This is a genomic window from Ruegeria sp. CDSA236 (genome assembly GCF_059611285.1).
Map to the genome: position 1 here is coordinate 1 of NZ_JBXWPG010000012.1, position 25,141 is coordinate 25,141.

Annotated in this window: 23 protein-coding genes; 11 read left to right on the plus strand and 12 right to left on the minus strand. The window is 58.0% G+C overall.

Features of this window, described 5'->3' with window-relative positions:
- Positions 1 to 180 precede the first annotated feature (180 nt).
- From AC2FLB_RS16800 to AC2FLB_RS16825, 6 genes are all read right to left on the minus strand, one after another.
- On the minus strand, positions 181 to 843 hold the full coding sequence (locus tag AC2FLB_RS16800) for a DUF2461 domain-containing protein (RefSeq protein ID WP_496709700.1): 663 nt from the start codon (positions 841 to 843) through the stop codon (positions 181 to 183).
- A 16-nt stretch (positions 844 to 859) separates the two neighbouring features.
- A complete protein-coding gene (locus AC2FLB_RS16805) occupies positions 860 to 1,204 on the minus strand; it encodes a TfoX/Sxy family protein (protein WP_496679459.1) in 345 nt (114 codons plus the stop codon).
- Entirely contained in the window at positions 1,204 to 1,602 is a 399-nt protein-coding gene (locus AC2FLB_RS16810) for an MAPEG family protein (protein WP_496679462.1), read from the minus strand. The genes AC2FLB_RS16805 and AC2FLB_RS16810 overlap by 1 nt, the downstream gene beginning before the upstream one ends.
- A gap of 24 nt (positions 1,603 to 1,626) precedes the next feature.
- Positions 1,627 to 2,013 (minus strand): VOC family protein, encoded by a 387-nt coding sequence (locus AC2FLB_RS16815; protein ID WP_496679467.1) that lies wholly within the window; start codon positions 2,011 to 2,013, stop codon positions 1,627 to 1,629.
- Between the two features lie 67 nt (positions 2,014 to 2,080).
- Positions 2,081 to 3,316: an RNA polymerase sigma factor gene (locus AC2FLB_RS16820; protein ID WP_496709701.1), complete on the minus strand. Its 1,236-nt coding sequence runs from the start codon at positions 3,314 to 3,316 to the stop codon at positions 2,081 to 2,083.
- Positions 3,317 to 3,320: 4 nt separating this feature from the next.
- On the minus strand, positions 3,321 to 3,692 hold the full coding sequence (locus AC2FLB_RS16825) for a YciI family protein (protein ID WP_496707414.1): 372 nt from the start codon (positions 3,690 to 3,692) through the stop codon (positions 3,321 to 3,323).
- A 158-nt stretch (positions 3,693 to 3,850) separates the two neighbouring features.
- On the opposite strand from AC2FLB_RS16825, the gene AC2FLB_RS16830 reads away from it, so the two are divergent.
- The 3 genes from AC2FLB_RS16830 to AC2FLB_RS16840 are packed head-to-tail and all read left to right on the plus strand — an operon-like array spanning position 3,851 to position 6,959.
- Complete coding sequence (locus AC2FLB_RS16830; protein ID WP_496709702.1) at positions 3,851 to 5,332, plus strand: DUF4153 domain-containing protein; 1,482 nt, start codon at positions 3,851 to 3,853, stop codon at positions 5,330 to 5,332.
- Positions 5,329 to 6,006 (plus strand): response regulator transcription factor, encoded by a 678-nt coding sequence (locus AC2FLB_RS16835; RefSeq protein WP_271950973.1) that lies wholly within the window; start codon positions 5,329 to 5,331, stop codon positions 6,004 to 6,006. Before AC2FLB_RS16830 ends, AC2FLB_RS16835 begins: the two co-directional genes overlap by 4 nt.
- On the plus strand, positions 6,003 to 6,959 hold the full coding sequence (locus tag AC2FLB_RS16840; RefSeq protein WP_496709703.1) for a sensor histidine kinase: 957 nt from the start codon (positions 6,003 to 6,005) through the stop codon (positions 6,957 to 6,959). The genes AC2FLB_RS16835 and AC2FLB_RS16840 overlap by 4 nt, the downstream gene beginning before the upstream one ends.
- Before the next feature lie 51 nt (positions 6,960 to 7,010).
- Here the strand turns inward: AC2FLB_RS16840 and AC2FLB_RS16845 are convergent, their stop codons facing one another.
- The 4 genes from AC2FLB_RS16845 to AC2FLB_RS16860 are packed head-to-tail and all read right to left on the minus strand — an operon-like array spanning position 7,011 to position 10,237.
- Positions 7,011 to 7,304 carry a hypothetical protein gene (locus AC2FLB_RS16845; protein WP_496709704.1) on the minus strand — a complete coding sequence of 98 codons (294 nt, stop codon included), beginning with the start codon at positions 7,302 to 7,304 and terminating at the stop codon, positions 7,011 to 7,013.
- A complete protein-coding gene (locus tag AC2FLB_RS16850; RefSeq protein ID WP_496709705.1) occupies positions 7,294 to 8,346 on the minus strand; it encodes a hypothetical protein in 1,053 nt (350 codons plus the stop codon). Before AC2FLB_RS16850 ends, AC2FLB_RS16845 begins: the two co-directional genes overlap by 11 nt.
- Positions 8,343 to 8,753, minus strand: coding sequence for a hypothetical protein (locus AC2FLB_RS16855; protein WP_142638430.1), 411 nt, complete (start codon positions 8,751 to 8,753; stop codon positions 8,343 to 8,345). Before AC2FLB_RS16855 ends, AC2FLB_RS16850 begins: the two co-directional genes overlap by 4 nt.
- On the minus strand, positions 8,750 to 10,237 hold the full coding sequence (locus tag AC2FLB_RS16860; protein ID WP_496709706.1) for an FAD-binding oxidoreductase: 1,488 nt from the start codon (positions 10,235 to 10,237) through the stop codon (positions 8,750 to 8,752). The genes AC2FLB_RS16855 and AC2FLB_RS16860 overlap by 4 nt, the downstream gene beginning before the upstream one ends.
- Positions 10,238 to 10,804: 567 nt before the next feature.
- Between AC2FLB_RS16860 and AC2FLB_RS16865 the strand changes: the two genes are divergently transcribed.
- The 7 genes from AC2FLB_RS16865 (at position 10,805) to amaB (ending at position 20,551) form a co-directional block, all read left to right on the plus strand.
- Positions 10,805 to 12,385 (plus strand): ABC transporter substrate-binding protein, encoded by a 1,581-nt coding sequence (locus tag AC2FLB_RS16865; RefSeq protein ID WP_496689884.1) that lies wholly within the window; start codon positions 10,805 to 10,807, stop codon positions 12,383 to 12,385.
- A gap of 104 nt (positions 12,386 to 12,489) precedes the next feature.
- The gene (locus tag AC2FLB_RS16870; RefSeq protein WP_496709707.1) at positions 12,490 to 14,055 is read left to right on the plus strand and encodes an ABC transporter substrate-binding protein; all 1,566 of its coding nucleotides are present in this window, start codon (positions 12,490 to 12,492) and stop codon (positions 14,053 to 14,055) included.
- 96 nt (positions 14,056 to 14,151) lie between these two features.
- Positions 14,152 to 15,129 carry an ABC transporter permease gene (locus AC2FLB_RS16875; RefSeq protein WP_142638424.1) on the plus strand — a complete coding sequence of 326 codons (978 nt, stop codon included), beginning with the start codon at positions 14,152 to 14,154 and terminating at the stop codon, positions 15,127 to 15,129.
- Entirely contained in the window at positions 15,126 to 16,076 is a 951-nt protein-coding gene (locus AC2FLB_RS16880; RefSeq protein WP_271950952.1) for an ABC transporter permease, read from the plus strand. The genes AC2FLB_RS16875 and AC2FLB_RS16880 overlap by 4 nt, the downstream gene beginning before the upstream one ends.
- 4 nt (positions 16,077 to 16,080) lie before the next feature.
- On the plus strand, positions 16,081 to 17,790 hold the full coding sequence (locus AC2FLB_RS16885) for an ABC transporter ATP-binding protein (RefSeq protein WP_271950949.1): 1,710 nt from the start codon (positions 16,081 to 16,083) through the stop codon (positions 17,788 to 17,790).
- Between the two features lie 139 nt (positions 17,791 to 17,929).
- On the plus strand, positions 17,930 to 19,036 hold the full coding sequence (locus AC2FLB_RS16890; RefSeq protein WP_496703022.1) for a saccharopine dehydrogenase family protein: 1,107 nt from the start codon (positions 17,930 to 17,932) through the stop codon (positions 19,034 to 19,036).
- 18 nt (positions 19,037 to 19,054) lie between these two features.
- Complete coding sequence (gene amaB / locus AC2FLB_RS16895; protein WP_496709708.1) at positions 19,055 to 20,551, plus strand: L-piperidine-6-carboxylate dehydrogenase; 1,497 nt, start codon at positions 19,055 to 19,057, stop codon at positions 20,549 to 20,551.
- Between the two features lie 38 nt (positions 20,552 to 20,589).
- On the opposite strand, the gene AC2FLB_RS16900 is transcribed toward amaB, so the two are convergent.
- The gene (locus AC2FLB_RS16900) at positions 20,590 to 22,167 is read right to left on the minus strand and encodes a DUF5928 domain-containing protein (protein WP_496709709.1); all 1,578 of its coding nucleotides are present in this window, start codon (positions 22,165 to 22,167) and stop codon (positions 20,590 to 20,592) included.
- Between the two features lie 142 nt (positions 22,168 to 22,309).
- On the opposite strand from AC2FLB_RS16900, the gene AC2FLB_RS16905 reads away from it, so the two are divergent.
- The gene (locus AC2FLB_RS16905) at positions 22,310 to 23,128 is read left to right on the plus strand and encodes a sulfotransferase family protein (protein ID WP_496709710.1); all 819 of its coding nucleotides are present in this window, start codon (positions 22,310 to 22,312) and stop codon (positions 23,126 to 23,128) included.
- 172 nt (positions 23,129 to 23,300) lie between these two features.
- On the opposite strand, the gene ilvD is transcribed toward AC2FLB_RS16905, so the two are convergent.
- On the minus strand, positions 23,301 to 25,133 hold the full coding sequence (ilvD, locus tag AC2FLB_RS16910; RefSeq protein WP_496692675.1) for a dihydroxy-acid dehydratase: 1,833 nt from the start codon (positions 25,131 to 25,133) through the stop codon (positions 23,301 to 23,303).
- Positions 25,134 to 25,141: the final 8 nt, after the last annotated feature.

The window sequence follows — 25,141 nt, forward strand, 5'->3', positions numbered from 1 at the left end:
GAAGCACCGTGGAAGCAAGAAGTACGAGAAAAACACTGTGACAGACCCGTAATAGATAATGCCAACCCGTAGGAAACGGGCAGCAATGTTGGTGACGCACCCTCGCTGCCTGACCCGCTCAACGTGAGACCCTTGCCGTTGAAGAAGGCGAAGGGATACCATGATCCTGTGTTAGGTCTGCTAGGTGCCAAAGGACTGCAAGGCCCGAAACACCGGGTGGAAGAGCTGAAATTGATTTAGACATTCTTCCCTAAGACCTGCCTGGGTTACGGTGGGTTGGGCGCTAAGAGCCGTCCAAACGGTAAGCCCCTTGCGGCGCAGAAGGTCCAGATGGGGGTGATCACTCGCATAGCCTGACGGTCCGCGCTTCAACTCGGGCTCGCTGATCCTGACATTCCTGGCCGTAAGATCATTGATGATTGCCATGAGATCATTTCCCGCTGGTCCTGCTACGCCGGTCCGATACCTCTCTAGGGCTGCTTTTACATATTGGAAGACGCCGCACCCAAGGGACAGGCAATCCGGGGACAGCCCGAAATGCCAAAGCGGGGGCTGATCTCCGCAATCCCCGGGTATGAAAGACATGCGCAGATGAGGATTATAGGGTGACTTGTCGTTTGAGAACCGCACGTCTCGATGAATACGGTAGATCTTGGCCGAATGGGGCATGTGCGTCATTTCAGCCAGCGCCAGTGACATCTGGGCCGCAAATTGTTCTGCGGGCTGTTTGATCGCGGCCTCATAGATCTGTTTGTTGGCGTGAAACCACTCGCGTCGGTTATTGGCTCGCAGATCAGAAAGAAACTCAAGGGCCTCGGGCGAAAAGCAGCGGAACTGATCCATCATCTTCTCCTGATATTCAACTTTTCGGCGGCAGGCTGGCGGCGTGCGCCAGGCACAGGCTCAGCCAGTCACCCAGCGCAGCCGGATCGCAGTTGGCCTCGTCTACAACGACAAACCCGCCGAGTTTTCGCTTTCCGTGGACAATCGGGTTTGCAAACGGATTAGAAAGCGCCTCGGTCTCTTTGGCCTTGCCGACACGGAACATGAACCGTCCAAACCCGTCTTTGTCGCGGCGCGCGCCGCACAACATATTGCCGTTCAGAAAAAAGCAGGTGCCACCCATCATCCGCATTTCGGAAATTCCAATATGCGCCTCGAGGGCGAGGCGCATACGTTGATTCAGGTGTTCATCATTTGGCATCAGACTGATCCCACCAATTGCCAAAGAATTGACAGGGACAAGACGAGCATCACCAATGTTGTCAGTGCGGCACCGATCACCCGACCTTTGCCGTCGGGGGTGGAACGCAGGCTGACATAATGCACGGCGCGAGCCACCAACAGCACAAGACCGCATCCCCCGACCAGCCAGTCTGAGGCACCGGCAATCTCCGCCCCCGCCAAAGCCAGCAGGGCCAGTGGAACATATTCAGTAAAGTTCCCATGTGCCCGAATCCGCCGCAGCAGCTCGTCGTCATCCCCGTGCAGCAGTAAAACTCCGGTCTGGGATCGTCTGATGCCTACAAGAATTCCCATCGGAATACTCATAAGCACAAAGATTGCTGTCACAAGCAGAGCGATTTGCGGTGTGTGTTCCATGGGAATTCTCCTGTCTGCCCAAGATTAAGACGCCATGCTTTCATAAGTAATCAACGCAAACCGTGCGCCTTGTGGGTCGTTCAGAGTGGCCATCCGGCCGACCCCGGGCATATCTATGGCGTGTTGCAAGACTGAGGCTCCCTGTGCAACTGCGGCTGCTAGGCTGTTATCGACATCAGCAACCGTAAAATAGATCGTCCAGTTTCCATCCGTCTCGGGCATGGGCGAGAACCCTCCGATTGGCGTTTCACCAACCACCGCGGCGGCATAGCTTGACCCGTCCTGCATCGGCATCTCGTTAATGTTCCAGCCCAGCACATTTTTGTAGAATTGCTTGGCCTTGGTCTGGTCTGGCCCGGAATGCCCGATCCAGCCCGAGTTTCCAACGGTGGTCATGTCCAGAATGCTCATCTTTATCTCCCTTTGATTGCCCGCTGCATGCGGGACTGAACAAAGGACGCGTGAGGATCGGCCTTTCCTACAACTGGTTCAAATCTTCTTCACAGGCGGCGATTTCTTTCAGTACCGCCACACGTTCCGGTCCCGTCGGGCCAAGGTTCAATACGCGGTTAAGGGACTGGATCGCGGCGGGAAGATCGCCGATCTCTCGCAACATTGCCGCGCGCAAGGCATGGAACCAGCGATAAGACGCCAGATCATTCGCCACAGTATCCAACGCAACAAGCGTGCGGCGTGGGCCATGAACCCTGGACCCGGCGGCGATCTGGTTCAGGCGGATAACCGGCGAGGGCTGGAGGCGATAGAGCGCGGCATAATGCGCCTCGATCAGAGACCAGTCCGTATCTTCTGTCGATTGGGCATGCGCATGAACGGCGGCAATTGCGGCCTGAATACCGTAAACACCCACTTGGTTCAGCCGTTCGGCCTTTTGCATCAGGGCTGTCGCTTCGGCGATGTTGGCCTTGTCCCAAAGGGCCCTGTCCTGATCTTCCAGGGCTACAAGATCACCTTGATCGTCTAGCCGTGCTTCACGACGGGCATGTTGCAGAAGCAACAGGGCTAGCAGTGAAATCTGCTCGGCCATCGTCGGGAACAAGGCAACCAGCAGCCGGGCCAGACGTATCGCCTCATCGCATAGTTTGAGCCGGATTTGCACCGGGCCACCCGAGGTTGACCAGCCTTCGTTGAACATCAGGTAGATCATCAAAGACACTTCGCCCAAACGCGCAGCCCGCTCCTGTGGCGTGGGTGTTTCAAAAGCGACAGAACTTCCTGCGATCCTTTTCTTGGCGCGGGTAATTCGCTGTTCCATTGCCTTTGTACTGACAAGGAAACCACGGGCGATTTCTTCCACACGCAACCCGGCAACAATTTTTAGGGCCAGCGCAATCTGGTCTTGCCGGCTTAGGTCCGGGTGACAACAGATGAACAGCAGGCGCAGAACATCGTCGCGCAGCTCGTCCGGATCTGGTGGGTCATCAGCCATGGAATGAAATTCTTCCCTGTGGCGGGTCAGGATTGCGCTGCGGCGCTGGGATTTGCGCAAACTATCCAGCCCGGCATTACGGGCGGTGGTCAAAAGCCAAGCCAGCGGATCGCGCGGCGCGCCTTGTTTGCGCCATACGGTCAGGGCCTTTAGACAGGCTTCGGCAAATGCATCTTCGGCAAGGTCGATGTCCCGGAAATACCGCGTCAGGGCCGCGATGGCCTGCGGGCGTTGCTGCAAGAACGTGGCCTCTAGCCAATCCGACACGCGGTCAATCCAAGGTCATCGACCCGCCTGCCCAGGCGGCGGGGCGGACCTCAAGCCGGGCAACAGGTGACGAGATCATTCGCGCATGTTCAAGCGCCTCATCCAGATCGTTGAACTCGGCCAGATATAAGCCCAGAAAACTTTCTTTCGTCTCAGCGAACGGGCCGTCGACGATCATAGGTTGCAGAGCCTCGGCAGCCGCGGGTTCGACTGTGACAGCCGTAGTCGGGGGCATCAGTTTGACGGACAGGAAATCCCCGCGCTGCCTGAGGGCATTCTGTAGCACCGTATGTCCAGCCATGACATCGTCCTGACGGTCCTGTGGCAACGCTTCGAACACACCCGCCTGACCATAGATCGAGATTGCATAGATCATTTTTACCTCCGCGATGTTGGTTTCATCCTGCTAGGACGCGCGAGCCTTTGCAAATCCGACACTCATTTCACCGATCTGCACAGTTTCTGCAGATCTTCTGCACCCGAGCTTCCCGACCTTTGGGTCAAACCAGTCCCTTAAAAAACAAGAGGGAAGAAATGGCGCAGCAACTTATAATTTCTGGAGTTCCGAATTCTCTGGCGCTGGACGCTTGGTGGCTGTCGGAAGAGACGGTGATTTCAGGCACCAAGGGCCCGCCGGGTTCAACCCCGGCGTTTGCCACCGATGGTCGCGCATGGCGCGTGATCGGGTTTATCTTGCTGGTCGCGCTGGCGGATTACCTGTTCTGGGGACATCAGGCGGGTGTGTCTCTGGCGGTCTTTGCTGTGGCGGTCTTTTTTTGCGGCCTGCCCGCGGATCGATCTGGCAAAGGGGTGCTTATGCCCGCAACGGTTTTGGTGCTGAGTGTTTTGCCGGTCGTGGATTTCGTTCAACCATTATCGGTCGCGTTTCTTTTGTCCGGGCTCGTCCTTGCGATTGTCTGGGTCAGGCACCCGAAAGGCCAGGTTCTGGAACTGCTTTTGCTGGCGCTGGGATTTCTGACTGATCTTCCAAAGAACTGGCTTGGCCCGGTCCGCGCGATACCCGGCCTGAAAATCACGATTGTCAGCGATGCCGGAGGCGGCTGGACGCGGGTTCGGCAGTTCCTGCGCAACTGGGGTCTGCCGATTGGCGGGACGATGGTTTTTGTTACCCTGCTGGCCGAGGCGAACCCGGTATTCCAATCCCTTGTCACCCCAGATATCGCTTTCGGTCAACTGCTGCAGCGCGCCATGTTCTGGGGAGGGATTGCGCTGATCATCTGGCCGTTTGTTGACAATCACCCGCTTCGCGGACTGAACCCGCGACCATTCGCAGGCCCTCAGACGATCCCCGGCCTCAACGGTGGTTCGGTCCTGCGGGCGCTTTGGGTGTTCAATGCACTGATTGGTGTTCAGACTGTGCTGGACCTGTCGATTCTGCTGGGCGGGGCCTCATTGCCCGAGGGGATGAGCTATGCATCCTATGCCCATCGCGGCGCATATCCGTTGCTGGTAACGGCGCTGCTGGCCGGTGCATTCGCCCTGGCAGCGCGGCCGTTTCTGGATGAAAATCGGGTGCTGAAACCGCTGATGGTGTTGTGGCTGGCACAAAATGTGGCTCTGTGCGGTGCGGCATTGATGCGTCTGGATTTATATGTCGGCACCTATGGCCTGACCTACCTGCGTATCTATGCGCAGATCTGGATGGGTCTTGTAGCCGCGGGTCTGGCGCTGGTTGGGTGGCAAGTAGCGTTCAGGAAATCCAATAGTTGGTTGATCGCGCGAACCGGCATTCTGAGCGTTCTGGTCCTCTATTGCACCAGTTTTGTGAATTTTGCCCATGTGATCGCGACCCGAAACCTGAAACTGTCCGAACCGGACTATGCCTATCTGTGTTCGTTGGGGCCCATGACCGGGATGCATATCAGCTACGGGTATCCGAATTCGCTGTGCTATATTGAAGCCGACCCGATCAACAGCTGGCAGGAATGGGGCTTTCGAAAGTGGCGCCTGTCCCGCTATGGTGCCGATCTGAGCAGTAACGGTCCGGGTATATGAATATCTTAGTTGTCGATGATGATCCGCGGTTGCGTGAAGTTGTGCGTCTGGGGCTGGAACGCGCTGGCTACAGCGTTTCGACCGCCGCCAACGGTCAGGAAGCCGTAATCAGCACGTTTCGCGACGAACCGGACCTGATCGTTCTGGATGTTGGCCTGCCCGAACTGGATGGCTTTGCCGTATGTCAGAAAATTCGAACCCGTTCGGACGTCCCGATCCTGTTCCTGACCGCCCGCGATGATGAGGTCGACCGGATTCTGGGGCTGGAGCTTGGGGCCGATGACTACGTGACCAAGCCTTTTAGCCCGCGCGAACTGGTGACGCGGGTCAAGGTGATCCTAAGGCGCACCAATCGCATTGTGGCGGCGCCGGGAAATCTGCGGCACGGCCCCTTGACCTTGGACCGGACCGCAAGACTCTGTGCTTGCCACGACACGGAAATTGCCCTGACCGGTACTGAGTTTCAGATCATGGTGATGTTGATGGAAACACCGGGTCGTCTTGTTCCCCGCACGGCCCTGATTGCCGAGATTTGGGGCGCGCGCAGCCAGGTCTCGGACAGGACCTTGGACAGCCACCTGCGGAACCTGCGGAACAAATTTGCGCAGGTTGGTTTGTCGGACTCCGTGGAAACCGTACATGGTCAGGGTATCCGGATGAGGAGGCTGGGGTGACCCGGCGCTGGCGGCCTTCATTGGCATTTGTGCTGGGCGGTGCGCTGGTCGGGACATTGGGTCTGTCATTCGCGGGGCTGGTGGCCCTGCGTTATTTGGGTCCTGAATTCGGCTTTCGGAACTCTGCCCTGGTTCTGGGCGGAGTGATCTTTCTTGCAACATCGGGGCTGGGCTGGTTGCTGGTACGGTTGCTGCTGCGTCCAATCAAAGCTTTGCAGGCCTATGCCGGGGCGCAAGAGGTCGGGGCCCGCGCCGTGCCAATCCGGCATTTCGGCACCAAAGAGCTTCACCAGACCGCAATTCAGGTCGTCACCATGGCCGAGGCGCTGCGTGACCGTGAGGCGACCATCCGGTCTTATACCGATCATGTCACGCATGAGTTGAAATCACCGGTAACCGCAATCCGCGCGGCGGTTGAGATGCTACAGGACACCCCGGATGGCAGCGATGACTCCAAAGCCCTAATCGCGCAGATCGACGGGGCGCGGGAGCAGATCGAGACCCAGCTTGTAGCACTTCGGGATGCCGCCCGTGCGCGTGAGGCCCGATATGTCGGCACGACAACCCTGCGCGATGCGCTGCCGGCGGCGCAGCTAGAACTAAACCTGTCCGGGGCGGATGAGGTCGCATTCCCGATCTCGGCCGAGGGGTTGCGGATCGTTCTGGGCCATATTCTGCAAAATGCCAAAGATCATGGGGCCAGCGCGGTTGATCTGCGCGCCTCAGAGGCTGGAAACACGGTTATCCTGATCGTGTCCGACAATGGTGCGGGGATATCGCCCGGTAACGCCGACCGCGTGTTCGATCCGTTCTTTACAACCCGCCGGGAAAGCGGCGGGACCGGTATGGGTCTGGCTATAGTCCGTAACATCCTGTCTGCGCATCGCGGTGAAATCGAAAACCTGCCCGCCCCATGTGGCGCGTGCTTTGAATTGCGGTTCTTCAGGTTCTAATCGGGGCCAGAGGTCATTCGTGTATTGGCCCCGAATGTTTGACAGAATTGATCACTGTCGGGCAGGCAGTGGAAGGCAACCGGGCAGGCCCGCAGGCAGGACCAGCCGTGCCCCTTGCCGGTAAAGCGATTGGGCGAACCCGCTGCTATCCGATGTGACCGTGACACTGACTTGCGAAGAGTCGATGACCGCCACATCATCCGCTAGATTTCGCATCAACCCCTCTGAGGGAAAGACCACGACATAGGCAGGGGCCTCGTCCGTTATCAATGCGACGACCACCAGAACCGACAGCCATCCAAGCACCATAAGGGGGATAGCTGTCAGGAGTGATCTAATAGTCATGGATATGCTCAAGCGTCAGGCCGTCCCCCTGGATCTGGCGCAGACGCTGAGAGAGGTCCGGAACCTTGACCAGTATCAGATGACGATAGTCCCCGAACCCTTGTCGTTGGGCGCTGAAGATTGCATCCGGCGCAGTTGGTTGACCCGACAGGGCGGTGAACAGAATGTCGTCATTGCCGGCGATCTCGACAATCTCGACCCCAGCGCCGGCCATATCGGCCAAAAGGTTGGTCAAGGTCCGGTAGCGCGGTGTTTCGACCTCAGTCCCGTTCGGACCTTCCGCGATAACATTCACACCGGGATAGGCCGACAGGCTGTCCGCGCTGACTCCGGTGACGATCATCCGCAGCGTCAGTTCATCCGCGCCGACCTGCGCGACCGCCTGTTCGATCACGCCAGCATAGGCCTGTTTGGCACCGTATTCCAGACCCAGCGCAATCGCTCTTTCCTTGTCGCGCAGGCTGCCGCTGTTTTGTTCGACCAGGCTCTGGGCGTCGTCGGCGAAGGGCCATTTATACCACGGAACCTGTTGTAGGAACTCGGCATATGCGGCGGCCTGTTGTGCCGACAAATCATCCAGAGGTGCCCGCTGTGGGCCCCGCAAGGCAGAGGCCAGCCGACCGAGGGTTTCCTCATAGGCGGCCTTCAGCGCCAGTTCGGCGGAAAAGCTGGCACCGATCACATAAACCATCTGTTTGGTCGCCCTATCCACCTCTCCCAAGGCCGAGGCGTTCCGGTTCAGGTCGCAAAGTGACCCCCAAAATCCGGTGATACTGCTCCAGAACCCGTAATCATGGGGATCCTGAGTGCGCAGAACCTCGGCGTAATCCTCGTAGGCGTGGACAATGTGCCACTCAGGATAAGTCATCAGCGTCCGGGTTTCGGCCCGGTGATGTGCCGGGTCGATCAGGGCGGTATAAGCCGGGGGCTGACCCGTACCACGGCAGCTTGTTTCCACATAGAGGATCGGAGCAGCCAGCGCGATCCCGGCAAGGATCAACACCAGAATCAGCCGTTTGGTCCACCGCAGCAGGAACCTCATGCGGTGTGTCTCCGGTCCCGCAGCCCGGCCCAGGCGGCAACGCCGCCAAGCGCCAGATGCGGCAGGTTGGCAAACAGGCGGGGCAGGGACAATTCCGGCCCGGCCGATGGGTTTGTAAAGATACCCAGATCAAGATAGCCATAACCGGTGAAAAACCCGAACACGCCGTCCCCCAGATAAGCCAGCCCGAACAGGATCAGAAAGCTACGAGCCGCGCGGTGTGACAACAGCCCGGCGATCAGCGCCCAAAGGGCCGAGGCCACGTGCAGCGCATCGTCATAGATATCCAGTGCGAAAATGCCAAAGGCCAGACCATCCTGATCCGTCAGGCCGGGAATATAGTTCAGCGATGCCGCAATCATCAGCGCGACAAAGTAAACCAGACAGAGTTTTTGAAGGTTGCTCATAGACGCCCCAGATAGCTGTCCCAAAGGTTGTTCCGCAGAACCAGTTGCGGATCAAGCTCTCGTTTTGCCTGCGCAAACCCTTCCGCATTGGAGTAGGCTGCAGTCAGTTGATCCAGTGTCGCATGTGGCCTGTACGGCAGGTAATAGGTTCCGCCAATCGCCACGATCCCGTCGATCAGCGCCCGGGTCATCCGCGCCATGTCGGCTTCGCCGCGTTCGGTCAGCTCCTGGCTGAACGACATGACAGCGGCGATCCGGGGCTGGCTTGCATAAGACAGAACCGCCTGATCGTCCTGTGCGACATAGCGCAGCGTTACGTTCAGAAACTCTTGATACGAGGCCGGAATTACCGCGCGACACACTGATAAGAAATCGTCGAACGCATCGAACCCCACGAAATACTCGTGCAGGATGTCGGTCCGGTCCGGGTTGCGGTCGTCCAGAGTCACAACCGGTTCGTTGATCAAAGTGTTCCGCGTCGCCTCACCCGAACCCAGCGCTGGGCCCAGCCGTGTTTCATTCCACCAACGGAAGGATTTGAAGGGCTCGCTGCCCAGTTGAGCCCGGTACAGACGGCTGGCCGCATGCGACATCCACCCCGACCCGGACGCTGGTGGCAGGTCCGACTGGTCTGAGCCTTCGCGATATGTCACCAATAGCGCTTTCTCGAAAAACGCATCGCGTTCAACATTCAGGCGGCCATAGGCCATTGTGACCGCCGGGTCGTCAATCGCCGCACGAAAGGCCGAGGCAAACGCTCCTGCTTCCAGAATGTCGAAACCCAGCGTCAGGAGTGAATTTGGAACCATCTCGACCTCAAGGTCCACGATCACGCCGATCAACCCGTACCCGCCCATCGCCAGATTGAACAGCTCGGCGTTCTCGGTGGGCGAACAGGTCAACAACTCACCCGAGGGCAAGATCATGCGCAACGACCGGACCGTCGCCCCCATCGGCCCAAAGGGAACTGGCCAGCCATGTGCATTGACCGAATAAGTGGCGGCGACACCGAAATCATTATTTGACTGCATGACTTTGGGGGACCAGCCTGCGGGATCAAGCGCTGAGATGACCTGTGACCAGCGGGCTCCGGCATGGGCCAGATAGGTCCCGGCTGAACCGTCGATCTGAACCGATCCATTGTCAAATGTAATCGCTGTGCCGTTGCGGGGAATGGCTTGCCCACCCATGGAATGCCGCGCGGCCCCAATGTTGACCGGGCGTCCTTCTGATCTGGCCTCCGAAAGCTCTTGCCGTATGGTGGCGATCAGCGTGTCTCTGGGGTCATCGCTGAGCACCAGATGTTTGTGGATCGGTGTCGGTGACAGTCCGCTGGCGTCATTCATCACTTTGTCGCCGGTTTCCGCAAATGTCCTTTTTGTGCCTTCATAGACAGGTAGGTCCGGTCCCAGCCACCGTGACGCGGCCCATCCTGCAAACCCTCCGCCGGCAAACAAGGCCGCCCTTCTGGTAAATGTTTTCATCTTTCGATTTCTCCCGAAGTTAACTGGGACATCTGATCAAGAATGTTTTTAAGCGCAGTTTGAAATGCCTGCGGGCCTCAATCCGGGGTATGTGCCTGACCCCTGCCAAGGTGTCCATTTGGGCATCGGGTCGAAGAATGTGCAAGTCCATGGCCTGCTGTACCGGCGCAAAGGTGTCCTAGTTGCCCCAGATCAGGCCGACGGGTACCTGCAGCATGGCGATACGCCGTGGTCAGCAGATTCGGGCAAGGTCCAAGGACCAGTTTTTTGACCGCAAGTGGCTCGAAACTTGGCTTCATTCCCGGAATGATCAACCGGAAGGCATGTTTTGCAAACTGCGGAAATCCGTACTTGTAAGACGGTCAGCGGTCACAGCTTGGCGTAAGCTTTCCGCCACGTAAGTTCATGCGCGCACGGCTGATTTGCGTCGGGGCATCCGCCAAACTGCCGTTTTTATGCTCAATCAGGTGTTGCAACTGTAACGATGATCTGGATGATCAGGACCACCAAGGCCGTAAAAATGGTCTGTCGTCCAAAGGGCGATATTAACAAAAAGGGGAGTTACAAATGATTCTAAGAAACCTGATGATCGCTGCAAGTGCGACGGCGCTGATGGCCGCGGGCGCTTCGGCGGAAACGCTGCGCTGGGCGCGGGCCGGTGATGCGCTGACGCTGGATCCGCATTCGCAGAATGAAGGTCCGACGCACACCGTGCGACACCAGATTTACGAGCCTCTGATCATCCGCGACGTGACCGGTGCATTCGAGCCCGCGCTGGCGACCGAGTGGGGCCCCAAGGCCGATGACCCGAATGTTTGGGTCTTCAAGCTGCGCGAAGGCGTGAAATTCCATGACGGTGCGGACTTCAACGCCGAAGATGTGGTGTTCAGCTTTACCCGTGCCAAGCAACCTAATTCCGACATGAAAGAGCTGATCGGCTCGATCGTCGAAGTGCGTGCAGTTGACGATTTCACCGTCGAGATTGTCACAGATGGTCCGAACCCGATCCTGCCGTCGAACCTGACCAACTTGTTCATTCTGGACAAGGGCTGGGCCGAGGCGAATGACACCGTTAATGTTCAGGATTTCGAAGGTGGCGAAATCACCTATGCCACCACCAATGCCAACGGAACGGGTCCCTATGTTCTTCAAAGCCGCGAGCCTGACATCAAGACGGTGATGGTGCGCAACGACAACTATTGGGGCATCGACCAGTTCCCGATGGAAGTGACCGAGATCATCTATACCCCGATCCAGAACGCTGCGACTCGCGTTGCGGCGATGCTGTCGGGTGAGGTGAACTTCCTCCAGGATATGCCGGTGCAGGACATTGAACGCGTCAATGGTGTCGACGGTCTGATGGTCAAGCAAGCCCCGCAGAACCGGGTGATCTTCTTTGGTATGAACCAGGGTGCCGACGACATCGAGGCGGATAACGTGGACGGCAAGAACCCTCTGGCCGATGTGCGGGTGCGTCAAGCGATGTCGATGGCGATTAACCGTGATGCGATCAAGCAGGTCGTGATGCGAGGCCAGTCGCAGCCTGCAGGCATGATCGCACCGCCCTTCGTGAATGGCTGGACCTCTGACATGGACGGCGAATCCTCCACCGATCTGGCCAAGGCCAAGGAACTGATGGCAGAGGCAGGTTATGGTGATGGCTTCTCGCTTCGGCTGGACTGCCCGAATGATCGGTACATCAACGATGAAGCTATCTGTCAGGCGGCTGTTGGGATGCTGGGCCAGATCGGCGTGACCGTGAATCTGGACGCCAAGCCCAAGGCGCAGCATTTCCCGCTGATCACCGATGGCAAGACAGATTTCTACATGCTGGGTTGGGGTGTGCCGACATATGACTCGGAATACATCTTCAACTTCCTTGTTCATGGACGCGAAGATGACATCGGCACGTGGAACGGCACCGGTTATCAGGACGATGCGCTGGACGGGAAGATCAAGTCGCTTGCCTCGAATACCGATCTTGACGCTCGGAATGCCGACATCGCCGACATCTGGCGGGTGGTGCAGGACGAAGCGCTTTACATCCCCATTCATCACCAGGTTCTGAACTGGGGTATGGCCGACGGTGTGGGCATCGAAGTGGATGCCGAAGATCAGCCCAAGGTCAAATACTTCACTCTGAACTAAGCCATTCAGATCAGTGATTTGGCAGGGCGCGGTTTCGCGCCCTGCCTTTTGCGCTATTGTTAAGCGCAACACCGCATTGCGGGGCAACAAAGGGAGATTTCGCCATGACCCTCAGGAACAGCGCCATTGCTTTGGCCTTGCTGGCCACCACCAGCGTTCAGGCCGCCGAATTCAAATGGGCCTCGACCACTGACCCGCAGACGATGGACCCGCACGCGGTCAACTCGGCCCCGGTTCTGGGGTTTCTGAACAATGTGTATGAGGGCCTCGTGCGTCGCGACAAGGACATGAGCGTTCAACCCGCGCTGGCCGTCAGCTGGGAGACGATTGGCGACGGCGAAGGCTGGCGCTTTAACCTGCGCGAGGGCGTGACCTTCCATGACGGCAGCAGCTTTGATGCGCAGGATGTTCTGTTCAGCTATCAGCGCGCCTCGGGCGAGGCGGCGGATACCCGCAGCTGGTTCGCGCCCATCAGCGAGGTGATCGTGGTCGACGACTATACGGTCGATTTCATGACGACTGCGCCGAACCCGTTATTCCCATCCTCAATCGCCAACTGGATGATCATGGATCAGGGCTGGGCCGAAGCCAATGACGCAGCGGTGCCCGACAAAGAGGTCGGGAATTACGCCACCCTGAACGCCAACGGCACAGGCGCCTTCAAACTTGCGGCACGAGAGCCCGGCCTGCGCACGGTTCTTGAGCCCTTTGACGGCTGGTGGGATCAGGCCGACCACAACATCACAAGTGCTGAGTTCACGCCGATCCAAAACCCGGCGACAGCAGTTGCAGCCTTGTTGTCAGGCGATGTGGACATGATCAACCCGGTGCCGATTCAGGACGTGGCGCGCCTGAAGGAAAACGGGGATGTCGACGTCATTCAGGGGATCGAGGCACGGGTCATCATGTTGGGGTTCGATCATCAGGCTGAGGCGCTTAAATACACCGACGATGCGGGCAAACCGAATCCGTTCCGTGACCCGCGCGTCCGCAAGGCAGTGGCACAGGCGGTCAATGTGGATGCCATTCTTGCGACTATCATGCGGGGGAATGCAGAAGCGGCCTCGCAACTGGTCAGCCCGGCGATGAGTGGTTATTCCGAGGCGAATGCAGACCGTCCCGCCTTTGATGTCGATGCCGCCAGGGCCCTGCTGACCGAGGCCGGATATGCAGATGGGTTTTCGTTCGGGCTGAAATGCCCCAATGACCGCTATCTGAATGATGAGGCCGTTTGCCAGGCGGTTGTCAGCATGCTGGCCCAGATCGGGATCACTGCGGAACTGGATGCCATGCCGGTCCGTAACTACTGGCCGGAACTCAGGGAAGGCAAATACGATATGTACCTGCTGGGCTGGAGCCCCGGTACATTTGATGCCGAACACCCCGTGCGCTTCCTTGTGGCCACTCCAAACGAAGAGAAAAAGCTGGGCAGCTGGAATTTCGGCGGATTTTCGAACGCGCGGGTGGATGAGCTGCTGCCGATGATCCAGTCCGAGTTGGATGCGGGCAAACGGCAGGCGATGCTGGATGAGGTCACGCAGATCATTCAGGACGAACAGGTCTATGTGCCGATGTATGTGCAGCCCCTGGTCTGGGGCACACGCAGCAATGTCGAACTGACACAGCGCCCGGACAACTTCTTTCTGCTGCGCTGGGTAACGGTGAACTGAAACCGGGGCGGGGCCAGAAAACGCTAGCTTGCGTTAGCGGTATCTTGACCACCCCGCCCGGGCCTGCATAGACAGTCCGATCAACGAGGAAAACGAATGTTCGCTTATATTGTCCAAAGGATGTTCCAATCCGTGATCGTGCTGCTGATCGTGGGTCTGGTTGCCTTTTCGATGTTCCGCTTTGTCGGTGATCCGATCGACAACATGCTGGGGCAGGAACGTACGCAGGCCGATATCGACCGGCTGCGGTCCGATCTTGGTCTGGATCAGCCGTTTCCGGTGCAATATTTCAAGTTCCTGCAAGGCGCGGTGCAGGGCAATTTTGGCGTGTCCTACCGGCAAGGCCGACCGGTTTCGACCATCATAGCCGAACGCGCCCCCGCGACATTGGAGCTGGCCTTTGTGTCGGGCTTTCTGGCCATCACCCTTGGCATCGCGCTGGGTGTTTTCACAGCGATCCGACGACAGGGGGTGGCGGCGAATATCATCATGACCGTGTCGTTGATCGGGGTTTCCCTGCCAACTTTCCTGATCGGGATATTGCTGATCTATATATTCTCGGTCGAGTTGGATCTTTTACCCAGCTTTGGGAGGGGCGAGACCGTTATGATTGGCGGCTGGTCCACGGGGTTCCTGACGACCTCGGGGCTCAAGGCGCTGATCCTCCCGGCGATCACGCTGGGCCTGTATCAGATGACGCTGATCATGCGGCTGGTGCGGTCGGAAATGCTTGAGGTCCTGCGTGCCGACTATGTCCGATTTGCACGTGCGCGTGGGCTGTCGGACCGGGTGATCAATTTTCGCCACGCGCTGAAAAATACGCTGGTGCCGGTGATCACCATCACCGGGTTGCAGCTGGGCTCGATCATCGCCTTTGCCATCATCACCGAGACGGTGTTTCAGTGGCCCGGTGTGGGCCTGCTGTTCATAAATGCGATCCAGTTTGTCGATATCCCTGTCATGGCCGCGTATCTGATGCTGATCTCGGTCATGTTCGTGTCGATCAATCTGATCGTCGATCTTTTGTACTATGCCATTGACCCGCGCCTGCGTGTCGACGCGAGGGCCACATGACCGATACTTCTGAAACCTCGAGACAAGTGCCCAAATCACGACTGGCCCAGTTCTGGGACAGCGATTTCGCATGGTCCTTCCGTCATTCACCCGTGGCGATGGTTGCCTCATTTGTTGTGGTTCTGCTGGTGCTGGCGGCAATACTGGCCCCGCTGATTGCGCCGCATAACCCGTTTGATCCGGCAACGCTGAACCTGATGAACGGATTTACACCGCCGGGCACACCGAATGCCTTTACGCAGGACACGTTCCTGCTGGGCACCGACGATCAGGGGCGGGATGTGTTCTCGACCATCCTCTATGGGATGCGCATATCCCTGTTTGTCGGCGCTGCGGCGGTGCTGCTGGCGCTAATCATCGGAGTTGTTCTGGGGCTGGTCGCGGCCTATTTCGGCGGCTGGGTCGAGACGCTGATCATGCGGGTCGCAGATGTGCAGCTGACCTTTCCGGCCATTCTGGTCGCTATGCTGATCTTTGGCATCGCCAAAGGCGTGACCCCACCCGAATATCGTGACGAGATGGCGATCTATGTACTGATCATCGCCATTGCCCTGTCCGACTGGGTGCAGTTTGCCCGGGTCGTCCGCGGTGCTGCGTTGGTGGAAAAGAACAAGGAATATGTGCAGGCCGCCCGCCTGATCGGGCGCGGTTCTTTCCCGATCATGTTCCGCCACATCCTGCCCAATGTACTCAGCCCGGTTCTGGTCATCGCCACGATCTCACTGGCGCTGGCGATCATTGCCGAAGCCACGCTGAGCTTCCTCGGCGTAGGGGCACCACCAACCCAGCCGTCATTGGGCACGCTGATCCGCATCGGGCAGGGCTTCCTGTTCTCGGGTGAGTGGTGGATATTGTTCTTCCCGGCCTGCACCCTGTTGGCGCTGGCCCTGTCTGTGAACCTGCTGGGCGACTGGCTGCGCGATGCGCTGAACCCCAAGCTGCGGTGATTTCATGAGCCTTCTGACGATCAATGACCTTACGGTCGAATTCCCCACCCGCCGCAAATTGTTCACAGCCGTGGACCATGTGGACCTGTCGGTTGAACCCGGAGAAATCCACGGCTTGGTTGGTGAATCCGGGGCCGGTAAATCCACCATTGGCGCGGCCATCATGGGATTGTTGGATCGCCCCGGCCGTATTGCCAGCGGCACGATCCAGCTGAGCGGTGACCAGATCAGTGGTCTGGATGCCGAGGCGATGCGGGGGTTGCGCGGCAAAAAGATCTCGATGATCTTTCAGGACCCGCTGACCTCGCTGAACCCATTATTCACCGTGCGCGAACAACTGACCGAGACCATTCAGGCCCATTTGGGCGGCACGGATGCCGAGGCGAACCAACGCGCGCGCGATCTGATTGACCGGGTTGGCATTCCTGATCCGGACACGCGGTTGGACCAGTATCCGCACCAGTTCTCGGGCGGGATGCGGCAGCGTGTGGTCATCGCGCTTGCCTTGTGTACCGAACCGGATGTGATCATCGCGGATGAGCCGACCACGGCGCTGGACGTCTCGGTTCAGGCGCAGATTCTGGACCTGATCAAAGAACTGGCGCGGGAACGTCAGGTGGGCGTCATCCTGATCACCCACGACATGGGTGTGATCGCGGACACGACGGACAAGGTGACCGTGATGTATGCGGGCAAGGTTGTCGAAACCGGCCCGACCGCGCAGGTGATGGGGCAGCCCACCCATGAATACACCAAATCGCTGATCGCTGCCGTGCCGCGCCCGACCCTGAAACTGCATCGCTTTCCCCAGATCAGCTATGGTGGACGCGAGACACGCTTTGCCATCGAAGACATGGCCCGCCACTGGCCCAAGGTGGATAATGACACCAGCAAACCGGTGTTCGAGATCCGCAACCTGACCAAGAAGTTCCTGCAGCGCAAAGGCCTGTTGCCCTGGGACCGCACCTATTTCACCGCCGTTGACGAAGTAAGTTTCGACATCCGCGCAGGCGAGGTGTTTGGCGTTGTGGGTGAATCCGGCTCGGGCAAGTCGACTGTCGCACGGATGATTGCAGGGTTGTACCCTGTGGATGGCGGCACGATTACATTCGACGGGCAGGTGGTCAGCGATCTGACCAATCGGACCGCGCTGGATGCCTATCGCAAGAACATCCAGATGATCTTTCAGGACCCGTATTCCTCGCTCAATCCCCGTATGCGGGTGGATGAGATCGTGGCCGAGCCGATCCGCCATCACAGGTTGATGGAAGGTGCAGATATCAAACGCCGCGTCGATGAGTTGTTGGATCAGGTGGGACTCGGCCATGAGGCCGGGCAGAAATACCCGCATGAATTCTCGGGCGGACAGCGGCAACGCATCTCGATTGCACGTGCGCTGGCCACGCAACCGCGATTCCTGATTTGTGACGAGCCAACCAGCGCGCTGGACGTGTCCATTCAGGCGCAGATTCTGAACATCTTGAAGGACCTGCAGGAACATCTGGGCCTGACCCTGCTGTTCATCAGTCATGACCTGCCGGTGGTACGTCAGATGTGCGACCGAGTGGCGGTGATGAAACAGGGCCAAATTGTCGAGTTGCAGGAAACCAATAACTTGTTCGCCAACCCCCAGACAGATTATGCCCGCGAATTGTTGCGCCTGATGCCCAGGCTGGATGACCTGTCGACCGAGGGGTTGGACGCCGAATCCTGAGGCAGTGACGATTCCAGTATTGGCGGTATGACGGAAGGTCCGTCAATATGGCGATAGTTTTGACGTTTTCGTCAAGATTGCCTCTGCAGATTGAACAACTGTGCCTTCATACTTTCTGAAACGAAAGAGGAGGCGCGTTTTGAGCTGGAATATCTGTGTCATCGGAGCAGGCAAGATCGGTCAGATGATCGCGACTTTGCTGCAATCTTCATCCAACTATTCGGTCACGGTTGCCGACCGCGATCTGGCGGCGTTGTCCGTGCTGAATCGGCAGGGAGTTTCGACCCGCCAGATTGATGTCAGCGATGAAACGCAGCTGGCTGAGGGTCTGAACGGTTTCGATGCGGTTATCTCGGCGGCTCCGTTTTTCCTGACCCCACGGATTGCCAAAGCCGCCAAATCGGCCGGCGCGCATTATTTTGACCTGACCGAAGATGTTGCCGCCACCAACGCGGTGCGCGAGTTGGCCGCCGACAGCGAGACGGCGTTTATGCCGCAATGCGGGTTGGCACCGGGTTTTGTCGGCATCGCCGGCGCGGCCTTGGCTGCCGAGTTCGATACGCTGGACAGCCTGCATATGCGGGTCGGGGCGCTGCCGCTCTATCCCACCAACGCATTGAAGTACAATCTGACCTGGTCCACCGATGGGCTGATCAACGAATATTGCAACCCGTGCGATGCCATCGTGAATGGCGAACGGGTCAAGACCGCTCCGCTCGAGGATTACGAGCGTTTGGGTCATGACGGGGTGGAATATGAATGCTTCAATACCTCGGGCGGGTTGGGCACGTTGCCAGAAACCCTGGACGGAAAGGCGCGGGACGTGTCGTACCGATCGATCCGCTACCCGGGACACCGTGATATTCTGCGTTTGCTGCTGAATGATCTTCGATTGGAACGTCGTCGCGACCTGATGAAGGAAATCTTCGAGACCGCGCTGCCGCGAACCGATCAGGATGTGGTTCTGGTTTTTTGCACCGCAAAAGGCAAGATCGATGGGGCTCTGCGCGAGAAATCCCTGATCAACAAATCTTATGCCCGTACCCTCAATGGTCAGGTTTGGAGCGCCATTCAGATCACCACTGCTGCCGGTGTTCTGGGTGTGGTTGATCTGATGCGAACGGGTGCTTTGCCCGGCAAAGGGTTCGTGCGGCAAGAGCAGGTGAACCTGTCTGATTTCCTGAACACCGAATTCGGTCAGCTTTACCGCACCGGGGACATAACCAAACAGAACAAGGCGGCCTGAGATATGAAAGACATCGCTATGACAGCCCAAACAACCCTTGCAAATCTGGACCTGACAGCCGCTGAGCTGATGGGCGGCACGCTGGCTGTAAGCTCGCCCATTGATGGCGGCATTCTGGCCGAGGTACATGAAACGCCTGCGTCAGGGATGGGCACGGTGTTTGCCAATGCCAAGACGGCATTCAAGGCGTGGCGCACGGTTCCGGCCCCACGCCGGGGCGAACTGATCCGCTTGCTGGGCGAGGAATTGCGCGCCGCCAAGGACGATCTGGGTGCGCTGGTCAGCTGGGAAGCTGGTAAGATCACCTCGGAAGGTCTGGGTGAAGTGCAGGAGATGATCGACATCTGCGATTTCGCCGTCGGCCTGTCGCGCCAGCTTTATGGTTTGACCATCGCATCTGAGCGCCCGGGCCACCGGATGATGGAAACGTGGCACCCGGCAGGACCGGTGGGCGTGATCTCGGCCTTCAACTTTCCGGTGGCGGTCTGGTCGTGGAATGCCGCGCTGGCGCTGGTCTGCGGTGATCCGGTGATCTGGAAGCCGTCTGAAAAGACGCCTTTGACCGCGATGGCCTGCCAGAAGATCTTTGAACGTGCACTGGCCCGATTTGGTGATGCGCCCGACCACCTGCTGCAGACCCTGATCGGAGGTGCCGCGCTGGGCGAGGCGCTGGTGGCCAGCGAGGACGTGCCGGTCATTTCGGCGACCGGGTCTACACGGATGGGCCGTGCCGTAGCCCCCGTCGTGGCGCAGCGGTTCGGGAAATGCATTCTCGAGCTTGGTGGCAATAACGCCATGATCGTGGGCCCTTCGGCCGATCTGGAAATGGCTGTACGCGCGATCGTCTTTTCTGCGGTCGGCACAGCCGGTCAACGCTGCACCACGCTGCGCCGTCTGATCGTTCACAACTCGATCCGCGAAGAACTGGTAAGCCGGTTGAAAAAAGCCTATGCCGGTCTGCCCATCGGCAATCCGCTGATCGAAGGCACTTTGATCGGTCCGCTGGTGGACGAAGCCTCGGGCGCGGCCATGACCGCTGCGCTGGACGCTGCAAAGGCCGAAGGCGGCGCAGTCTTTGGTGGCGACCGCGTGACCGAAAACGTCCCCGCCGGTGTCTATATGCAGCCCGCGATTGTCGAGATGCCTGGCCAGACAGCAACCGTAAAGACCGAAACCTTTGCGCCGATCCTCTATGTCATGGGGTACGACGCGTTCGACGAAGCCATCGAATTGCAAAATGACGTACCGCAAGGTCTGTCGTCTTGCGTATTCACTCTGAACATGCGCGAGGCCGAGCAATTCCTGACCGCAGCGGGATCGGATTGTGGCATTGCCAATGTCAATATCGGGCCATCGGGGGCCGAGATCGGTGGCGCATTTGGTGGTGAGAAGGAAACCGGTGGCGGGCGTGAAAGCGGCTCGGATGCGTGGAAGGCCTATATGCGCCGCCAAACCAACACCGTAAACTACTCAGCCGAGCTTCCGCTGGCGCAAGGCGTCAAGTTCGACATCTGATCGTGCTGTCGGCGGTACCTGATGGTGCCGCCGGCTCATCAATCTGCAAACAGATAATCCAATCGCATGATGGCCTGCGCCTGTTCCTGTGAAACATTCAGAAACCGGACAATGGCGTCTTCGTTTTCTGTCCGGTCGCTGGTTTCCCGCAGGCGTGCATGTCGATCCAGCGCGGTGCCCCGGATCAACTCGGATTCGTATTCCATCGCGTTGTGCAAAGTTGGGACAAGCCGTGCCACGGTTTCGGTCGGGCTGTCCTGACCGGCCAACCCCACACGGCGGGCGTGGCCGATCAGGTAATCGTCGGAATATTCACACTCGACTTCAAGCACATGGGTTTTGACCTGATCTGCACAGAAGTCCTGAATGATTTCGATATCTGAGGGATCGATGCACAGAACCAGCCGGTTGGTTTCGAAACTTTCAAACAGCATCCGCACAAGAGCACGCCGGTGGCGGGACCGTTTGAGCAAGGTCGTTTCGATGCCACCCAGATCGGGCAGAGCCGTATCCTGTTCGTTGAACAGATACTCGACACAAGGGATATCGGTTTCGGATTTAATCTGATCGACCAGACGCTTGGCCACATGCCATTTCTTGCATACGATCAGGAAAACATCGCGGTCCGGTCCCAGCGTATTTCCGGCCTCCCAGAACCTTTGCTTGTGGCGGCGTCCGACGCGCCCTCTTGCGGTTAAGAAACTATGGAGATTGCGACCTTCATCCGAGATGTGAAAATCCACCCCATCCGCAGAATAGAGCTGGCCCAACCGGTCCTTCAGCTCATGTGCCTCGGGGCTGATTTTGCGGGCGAACAGAAAATCCTGCCCTAACAGCATGTCGTAATGGTCGTTATAGAATGTCACGGGCATTCCGTAGTCCGAGAACATCAGGAATGTGAGCGTTCGGTTGTCGATCTCTTCACGGGGAACAAGGTGGCGGACAAGCGTTTGAAAGAAGGTCTCATCCGGTATCCAGGTGGTCGAGAAAAAGCGGATTACATCCGGGCGCTGGGCCAGGAATTCAAAGATCATTTCAACAGTATGACGGCGCAGACACCACCACTGACTGCCGATCATGACCTGGATGTCAGCCGGAACCTCGCGGGTCAGACCAAGTTTTTTCTGTACGTCATAGGATGTATAGAATCGTCTGCTCTGGGTGCGTTCATTGAAGAAATGGCGATAGATCAGCCGGTCTTCTTTCATGCCGGTCTTGATCCAGTTACTGGCAAAAAAGTCGTGGCTTTCGACAAAATCCCTATCATTTTCGTTCAGGAACTGATGCGCGTATTCCGCTGTTTTGATCGCCATGCAATCCCCTGACAGCATGTAGAAATGCGTCGCGCGGGGAAAGGCCTCGAGGGCGGCTTGCACTGCGTTCAATGTGGCCTGTACCAAAGACCACTCGCCCCAACCGCATTTGATGCGTTTGGTTGCAAAAGTGACATTCGAATTGGCCTGAAGAGCGCCCTGAATGCGTGCATAGGCCTCGCGACTTGCGCGGGCGTCAAAATGTATGGCCATGCAATCGCCAGCGGCGGTTAGCTGCTCGGCCTGCGCAATGATTGCGTCAGGGTCCTTGTGGCACAACAAAATGTAGGCAATTTTTGCCATTTCAGTTCTTTGTTATCCGTTTCTGCCCGGTTCCCTCTGTGATACTGAGGATGAGCGATTGAATAAACAGATTATTTTTGGTTCTGTAGATACAAAAGCAGGCGCGAATAGTGAGTTACGACCTGTTGAGGAGGCGCAGAAAATGGGTTTTCCCGGTACATGGATGACCGAGAGCGAGAGCATGGTTTACCGTGTTGTCCCGAAATGTGCATGCTCAACCATCGGGCAAATCATGTATTTTTCGGATCATGGCCGGTTTTTTGACGGCGATATCCACGATGCCAAGGACGGGATGCATAAATGGGCGTTCGGTCCCAGCCAGGAGCCGATTTCGACAAATGTCCGAAATCATAACTCCTTTTCTTTCACCTGCGTGCGGAACCCGTACACGCGAATTCTCAGTTCGTTCTTTGACAAGATCTGTGGAATTCAGCGCAACGGCAAACGGTATCGCGGCAATCTGGTGCCGACGCTGATCTACAATTACGGCATCGAGGTTGGCGGAGAGGACGGTCAGGGTGATTTCGACCAGGTCGCCAGTTTCCGCAGATTCCTGTTATTTGCTCGTGACACGATCAGGTGGCGCAGGCCCATGGACCCGGATATCCACTGGTCCGCCATGTCTGGCCATGTGTCGACCTTTATTGCAAATGGCGGACGATATGATCGCATCTTCTGGACCGAGAAGTTCAACGATGGGATGCAAGGTGTTCTGAGCAGCCTGGACACGCCACACAAGGTGGCCCTGTCCGAAATCCCGCGGTTCAACGAATCCGAAGGCCACGGACCCAAACGAAAGCATCCTGTCGAGGACTATTTCGACGACCTGTCGATGCATCTTGTCTACGAGATCTACAAACAAGATTTCGATCTGTTCAAATACGATTTTGAAGATCCGGCCAACAAGATGCCGATCGCCGAGATTGATCTGGATGAAGTCCACGCCAAGCTTGGGGATTGAGCTGGAAATCACCTTCCCCGCCCATCGGCAATGTATCTTGCGAAACATCTCCTCTGGTTGGGCCTGGCGCCGCGCCAGGCCCAAGACCAAAGCCGATAGCGCCAGAAGGCGCGGGAGCGCTTTGGGAATTGATTGGACCGGATCACTTGATTTGGTGTCCGGCCCTTATGTCTTAGACCTCCCGCACGGCCCCTTTTGCCGCGCTGGTTGTCAGTTTGGCATAGGCTTTGAGCGCGGTTGAGACTTTGCGCTTGCGGGGCGCTGCCGGTATCCAGCCTTTTGCATCCTGTTCCTGGCGTCGTTCGGCAAGCACTTCATCTGAGACTGCCAGATGGATCGAGCGGTTGGGGATGTCGATCTCAATCCGGTCACCCTGGCGCACCAGTCCGATCTCGCCACCTTCGGCCGCCTCGGGTGAGACATGGCCGATCGACAGGCCGGAGGTTCCACCCGAGAACCGTCCATCCGTCAGCAAAGCACAGGCTTTTCCCAGACCTTTGGATTTCAGGTAAGACGTCGGGTACAGCATTTCCTGCATCCCCGGACCGCCGCGCGGGCCTTCATAGCGGATGACCACCACGTCGCCCTCTTTGACCTTGCTGGTCAGAATGTCGTTCACCGCCTGATCCTGGCTTTCGCAGACATAGGCCGACCCGGTGAAGGTCAGGCTGGCCGGATCGACACCGGCTGTTTTCACGATACAGCCGTCGCGGGCAATATTGCCGAACAGAACCGCCAGACCGCCATCCTGGCTGAACGCATGTTCTTTCGACCGGATCACGCCGCCTTCGCGGTCGGTGTCCAGCTCTTTGTACCGGTTCGACTGGCTGAAGGCCTGCGTGGTGCGCACACCGCCCGGCGCGGCCTTGAACAAGTCTTGCGCCTTGGGGTTGTTGGCCACCTTGATGTCCCAATTGGCAATCGCCTCACCCATCGTGCCGGAATGGACCGTGCTGCAATCCTCGTGCAGCAGCCCGGCGCGGCTGAGTTCCCCGAGAATTGAGAAGATGCCGCCGGCGCGGTGGACGTCTTCCATATGCACATTCTCGGTATTGGGTGCGACCTTACACAGGCAGGGCACCTGACGGCTGAGACGGTCCATGTCGGTCATGGTGAAATCCACCTCGCCCTCATGCGCGATGGCCAGCAGATGCAGCACCGTGTTGGTCGATCCGCCCATGGCGATATCCAGGCTCATTGCGTTTTCGAACGCATCGAACGTGGCGATTTCGCGCGGGAGGAAGCCTTTCTCGTCCAGATCATAGTGCCGTTTGGTGATCTCGACGATCCGGCGACCGGCTTCAAGGAACAGCTCTTTGCGGTCCGCATGTGTGGCCAGAGTCGAGCCGTTGCCCGGCAGCGCCAGACCCAGCGCCTCGGCCAGACAGTTCATCGAGTTGGCGGTGAACATGCCCGAGCACGACCCGCAAGTCGGGCAGGCGTTTTCCTCGATATGCTGAACCTGCTCATCGGTGAACTTGTCGTCAGCGGCGGCCACCATAGCGTCCACGAGGTCGATCTTTTTGGCGTCCAGATCGGCGATGTCGATCTTGCCCGCCTCCATTGGCCCACCCGAGACGAAAATGGCGGGGATGTTCAGGCGCATCGCGGCCATCAGCATGCCGGGCGTGATCTTGTCACAGTTCGAGATGCAGACCATCGCATCAGCACAGTGCGCGTTGACCATATATTCAACAGAATCCGCGATTACCTCACGCGAGGGCAGCGAATACAGCATCCCGTCATGTCCCATGGCGATACCGTCATCCACCGCGATTGTGTTGAATTCCTTGGCAACACCGCCTGCGGCTTCGACCTCGCGGGCGACCATCTGGCCCAGATCCTTTAGGTGCACGTGGCCCGGCACGAACTGGGTGAACGAGTTGACGATGGCGATGATCGGCTTGCCGAAATCGTCGTCGCCCATGCCAGTCGCGCGCCACAGGCCGCGGGCACCGGCCATGTTGCGGCCATGGGTTGAGGTTCTGGATCGGTACAAAGGCATGATGCTGT

Bases quoted from the DNA above. Each gene is read 5' to 3' on its own strand.
- AC2FLB_RS16800 (WP_496709700.1), bottom strand. From the start codon at position 843: ATGGATCAGTTCCGCTGCTTTTCGCCCGAGGCCCTTGAGTTTCTTTCT.
- AC2FLB_RS16805 (WP_496679459.1), bottom strand. From the start codon at position 1,204: ATGCCAAATGATGAACACCTGAATCAACGTATGCGCCTCGCCCTCGAG.
- AC2FLB_RS16810 (WP_496679462.1), bottom strand. From the start codon at position 1,602: ATGGAACACACACCGCAAATCGCTCTGCTTGTGACAGCAATCTTTGTG.
- AC2FLB_RS16815 (WP_496679467.1), bottom strand. From the start codon at position 2,013: ATGAGCATTCTGGACATGACCACCGTTGGAAACTCGGGCTGGATCGGG.
- AC2FLB_RS16825 (WP_496707414.1), bottom strand. From the start codon at position 3,692: ATGATCTATGCAATCTCGATCTATGGTCAGGCGGGTGTGTTCGAAGCG.
- AC2FLB_RS16830 (WP_496709702.1), top strand. From the start codon at position 3,851: ATGGCGCAGCAACTTATAATTTCTGGAGTTCCGAATTCTCTGGCGCTG.
- AC2FLB_RS16835 (WP_271950973.1), top strand. From the start codon at position 5,329: ATGAATATCTTAGTTGTCGATGATGATCCGCGGTTGCGTGAAGTTGTG.
- AC2FLB_RS16845 (WP_496709704.1), bottom strand. From the start codon at position 7,304: ATGACTATTAGATCACTCCTGACAGCTATCCCCCTTATGGTGCTTGGA.
- AC2FLB_RS16850 (WP_496709705.1), bottom strand. From the start codon at position 8,346: ATGAGGTTCCTGCTGCGGTGGACCAAACGGCTGATTCTGGTGTTGATC.
- AC2FLB_RS16855 (WP_142638430.1), bottom strand. From the start codon at position 8,753: ATGAGCAACCTTCAAAAACTCTGTCTGGTTTACTTTGTCGCGCTGATG.
- AC2FLB_RS16860 (WP_496709706.1), bottom strand. From the start codon at position 10,237: ATGAAAACATTTACCAGAAGGGCGGCCTTGTTTGCCGGCGGAGGGTTT.
- AC2FLB_RS16865 (WP_496689884.1), top strand. From the start codon at position 10,805: ATGATTCTAAGAAACCTGATGATCGCTGCAAGTGCGACGGCGCTGATG.
- AC2FLB_RS16870 (WP_496709707.1), top strand. From the start codon at position 12,490: ATGACCCTCAGGAACAGCGCCATTGCTTTGGCCTTGCTGGCCACCACC.
- AC2FLB_RS16875 (WP_142638424.1), top strand. From the start codon at position 14,152: ATGTTCGCTTATATTGTCCAAAGGATGTTCCAATCCGTGATCGTGCTG.
- AC2FLB_RS16880 (WP_271950952.1), top strand. From the start codon at position 15,126: ATGACCGATACTTCTGAAACCTCGAGACAAGTGCCCAAATCACGACTG.
- AC2FLB_RS16885 (WP_271950949.1), top strand. From the start codon at position 16,081: ATGAGCCTTCTGACGATCAATGACCTTACGGTCGAATTCCCCACCCGC.
- amaB (WP_496709708.1), top strand. From the start codon at position 19,055: ATGACAGCCCAAACAACCCTTGCAAATCTGGACCTGACAGCCGCTGAG.
- AC2FLB_RS16900 (WP_496709709.1), bottom strand. From the start codon at position 22,167: ATGGCAAAAATTGCCTACATTTTGTTGTGCCACAAGGACCCTGACGCA.
- AC2FLB_RS16905 (WP_496709710.1), top strand. From the start codon at position 22,310: ATGGGTTTTCCCGGTACATGGATGACCGAGAGCGAGAGCATGGTTTAC.
- ilvD (WP_496692675.1), bottom strand. From the start codon at position 25,133: ATGCCTTTGTACCGATCCAGAACCTCAACCCATGGCCGCAACATGGCC.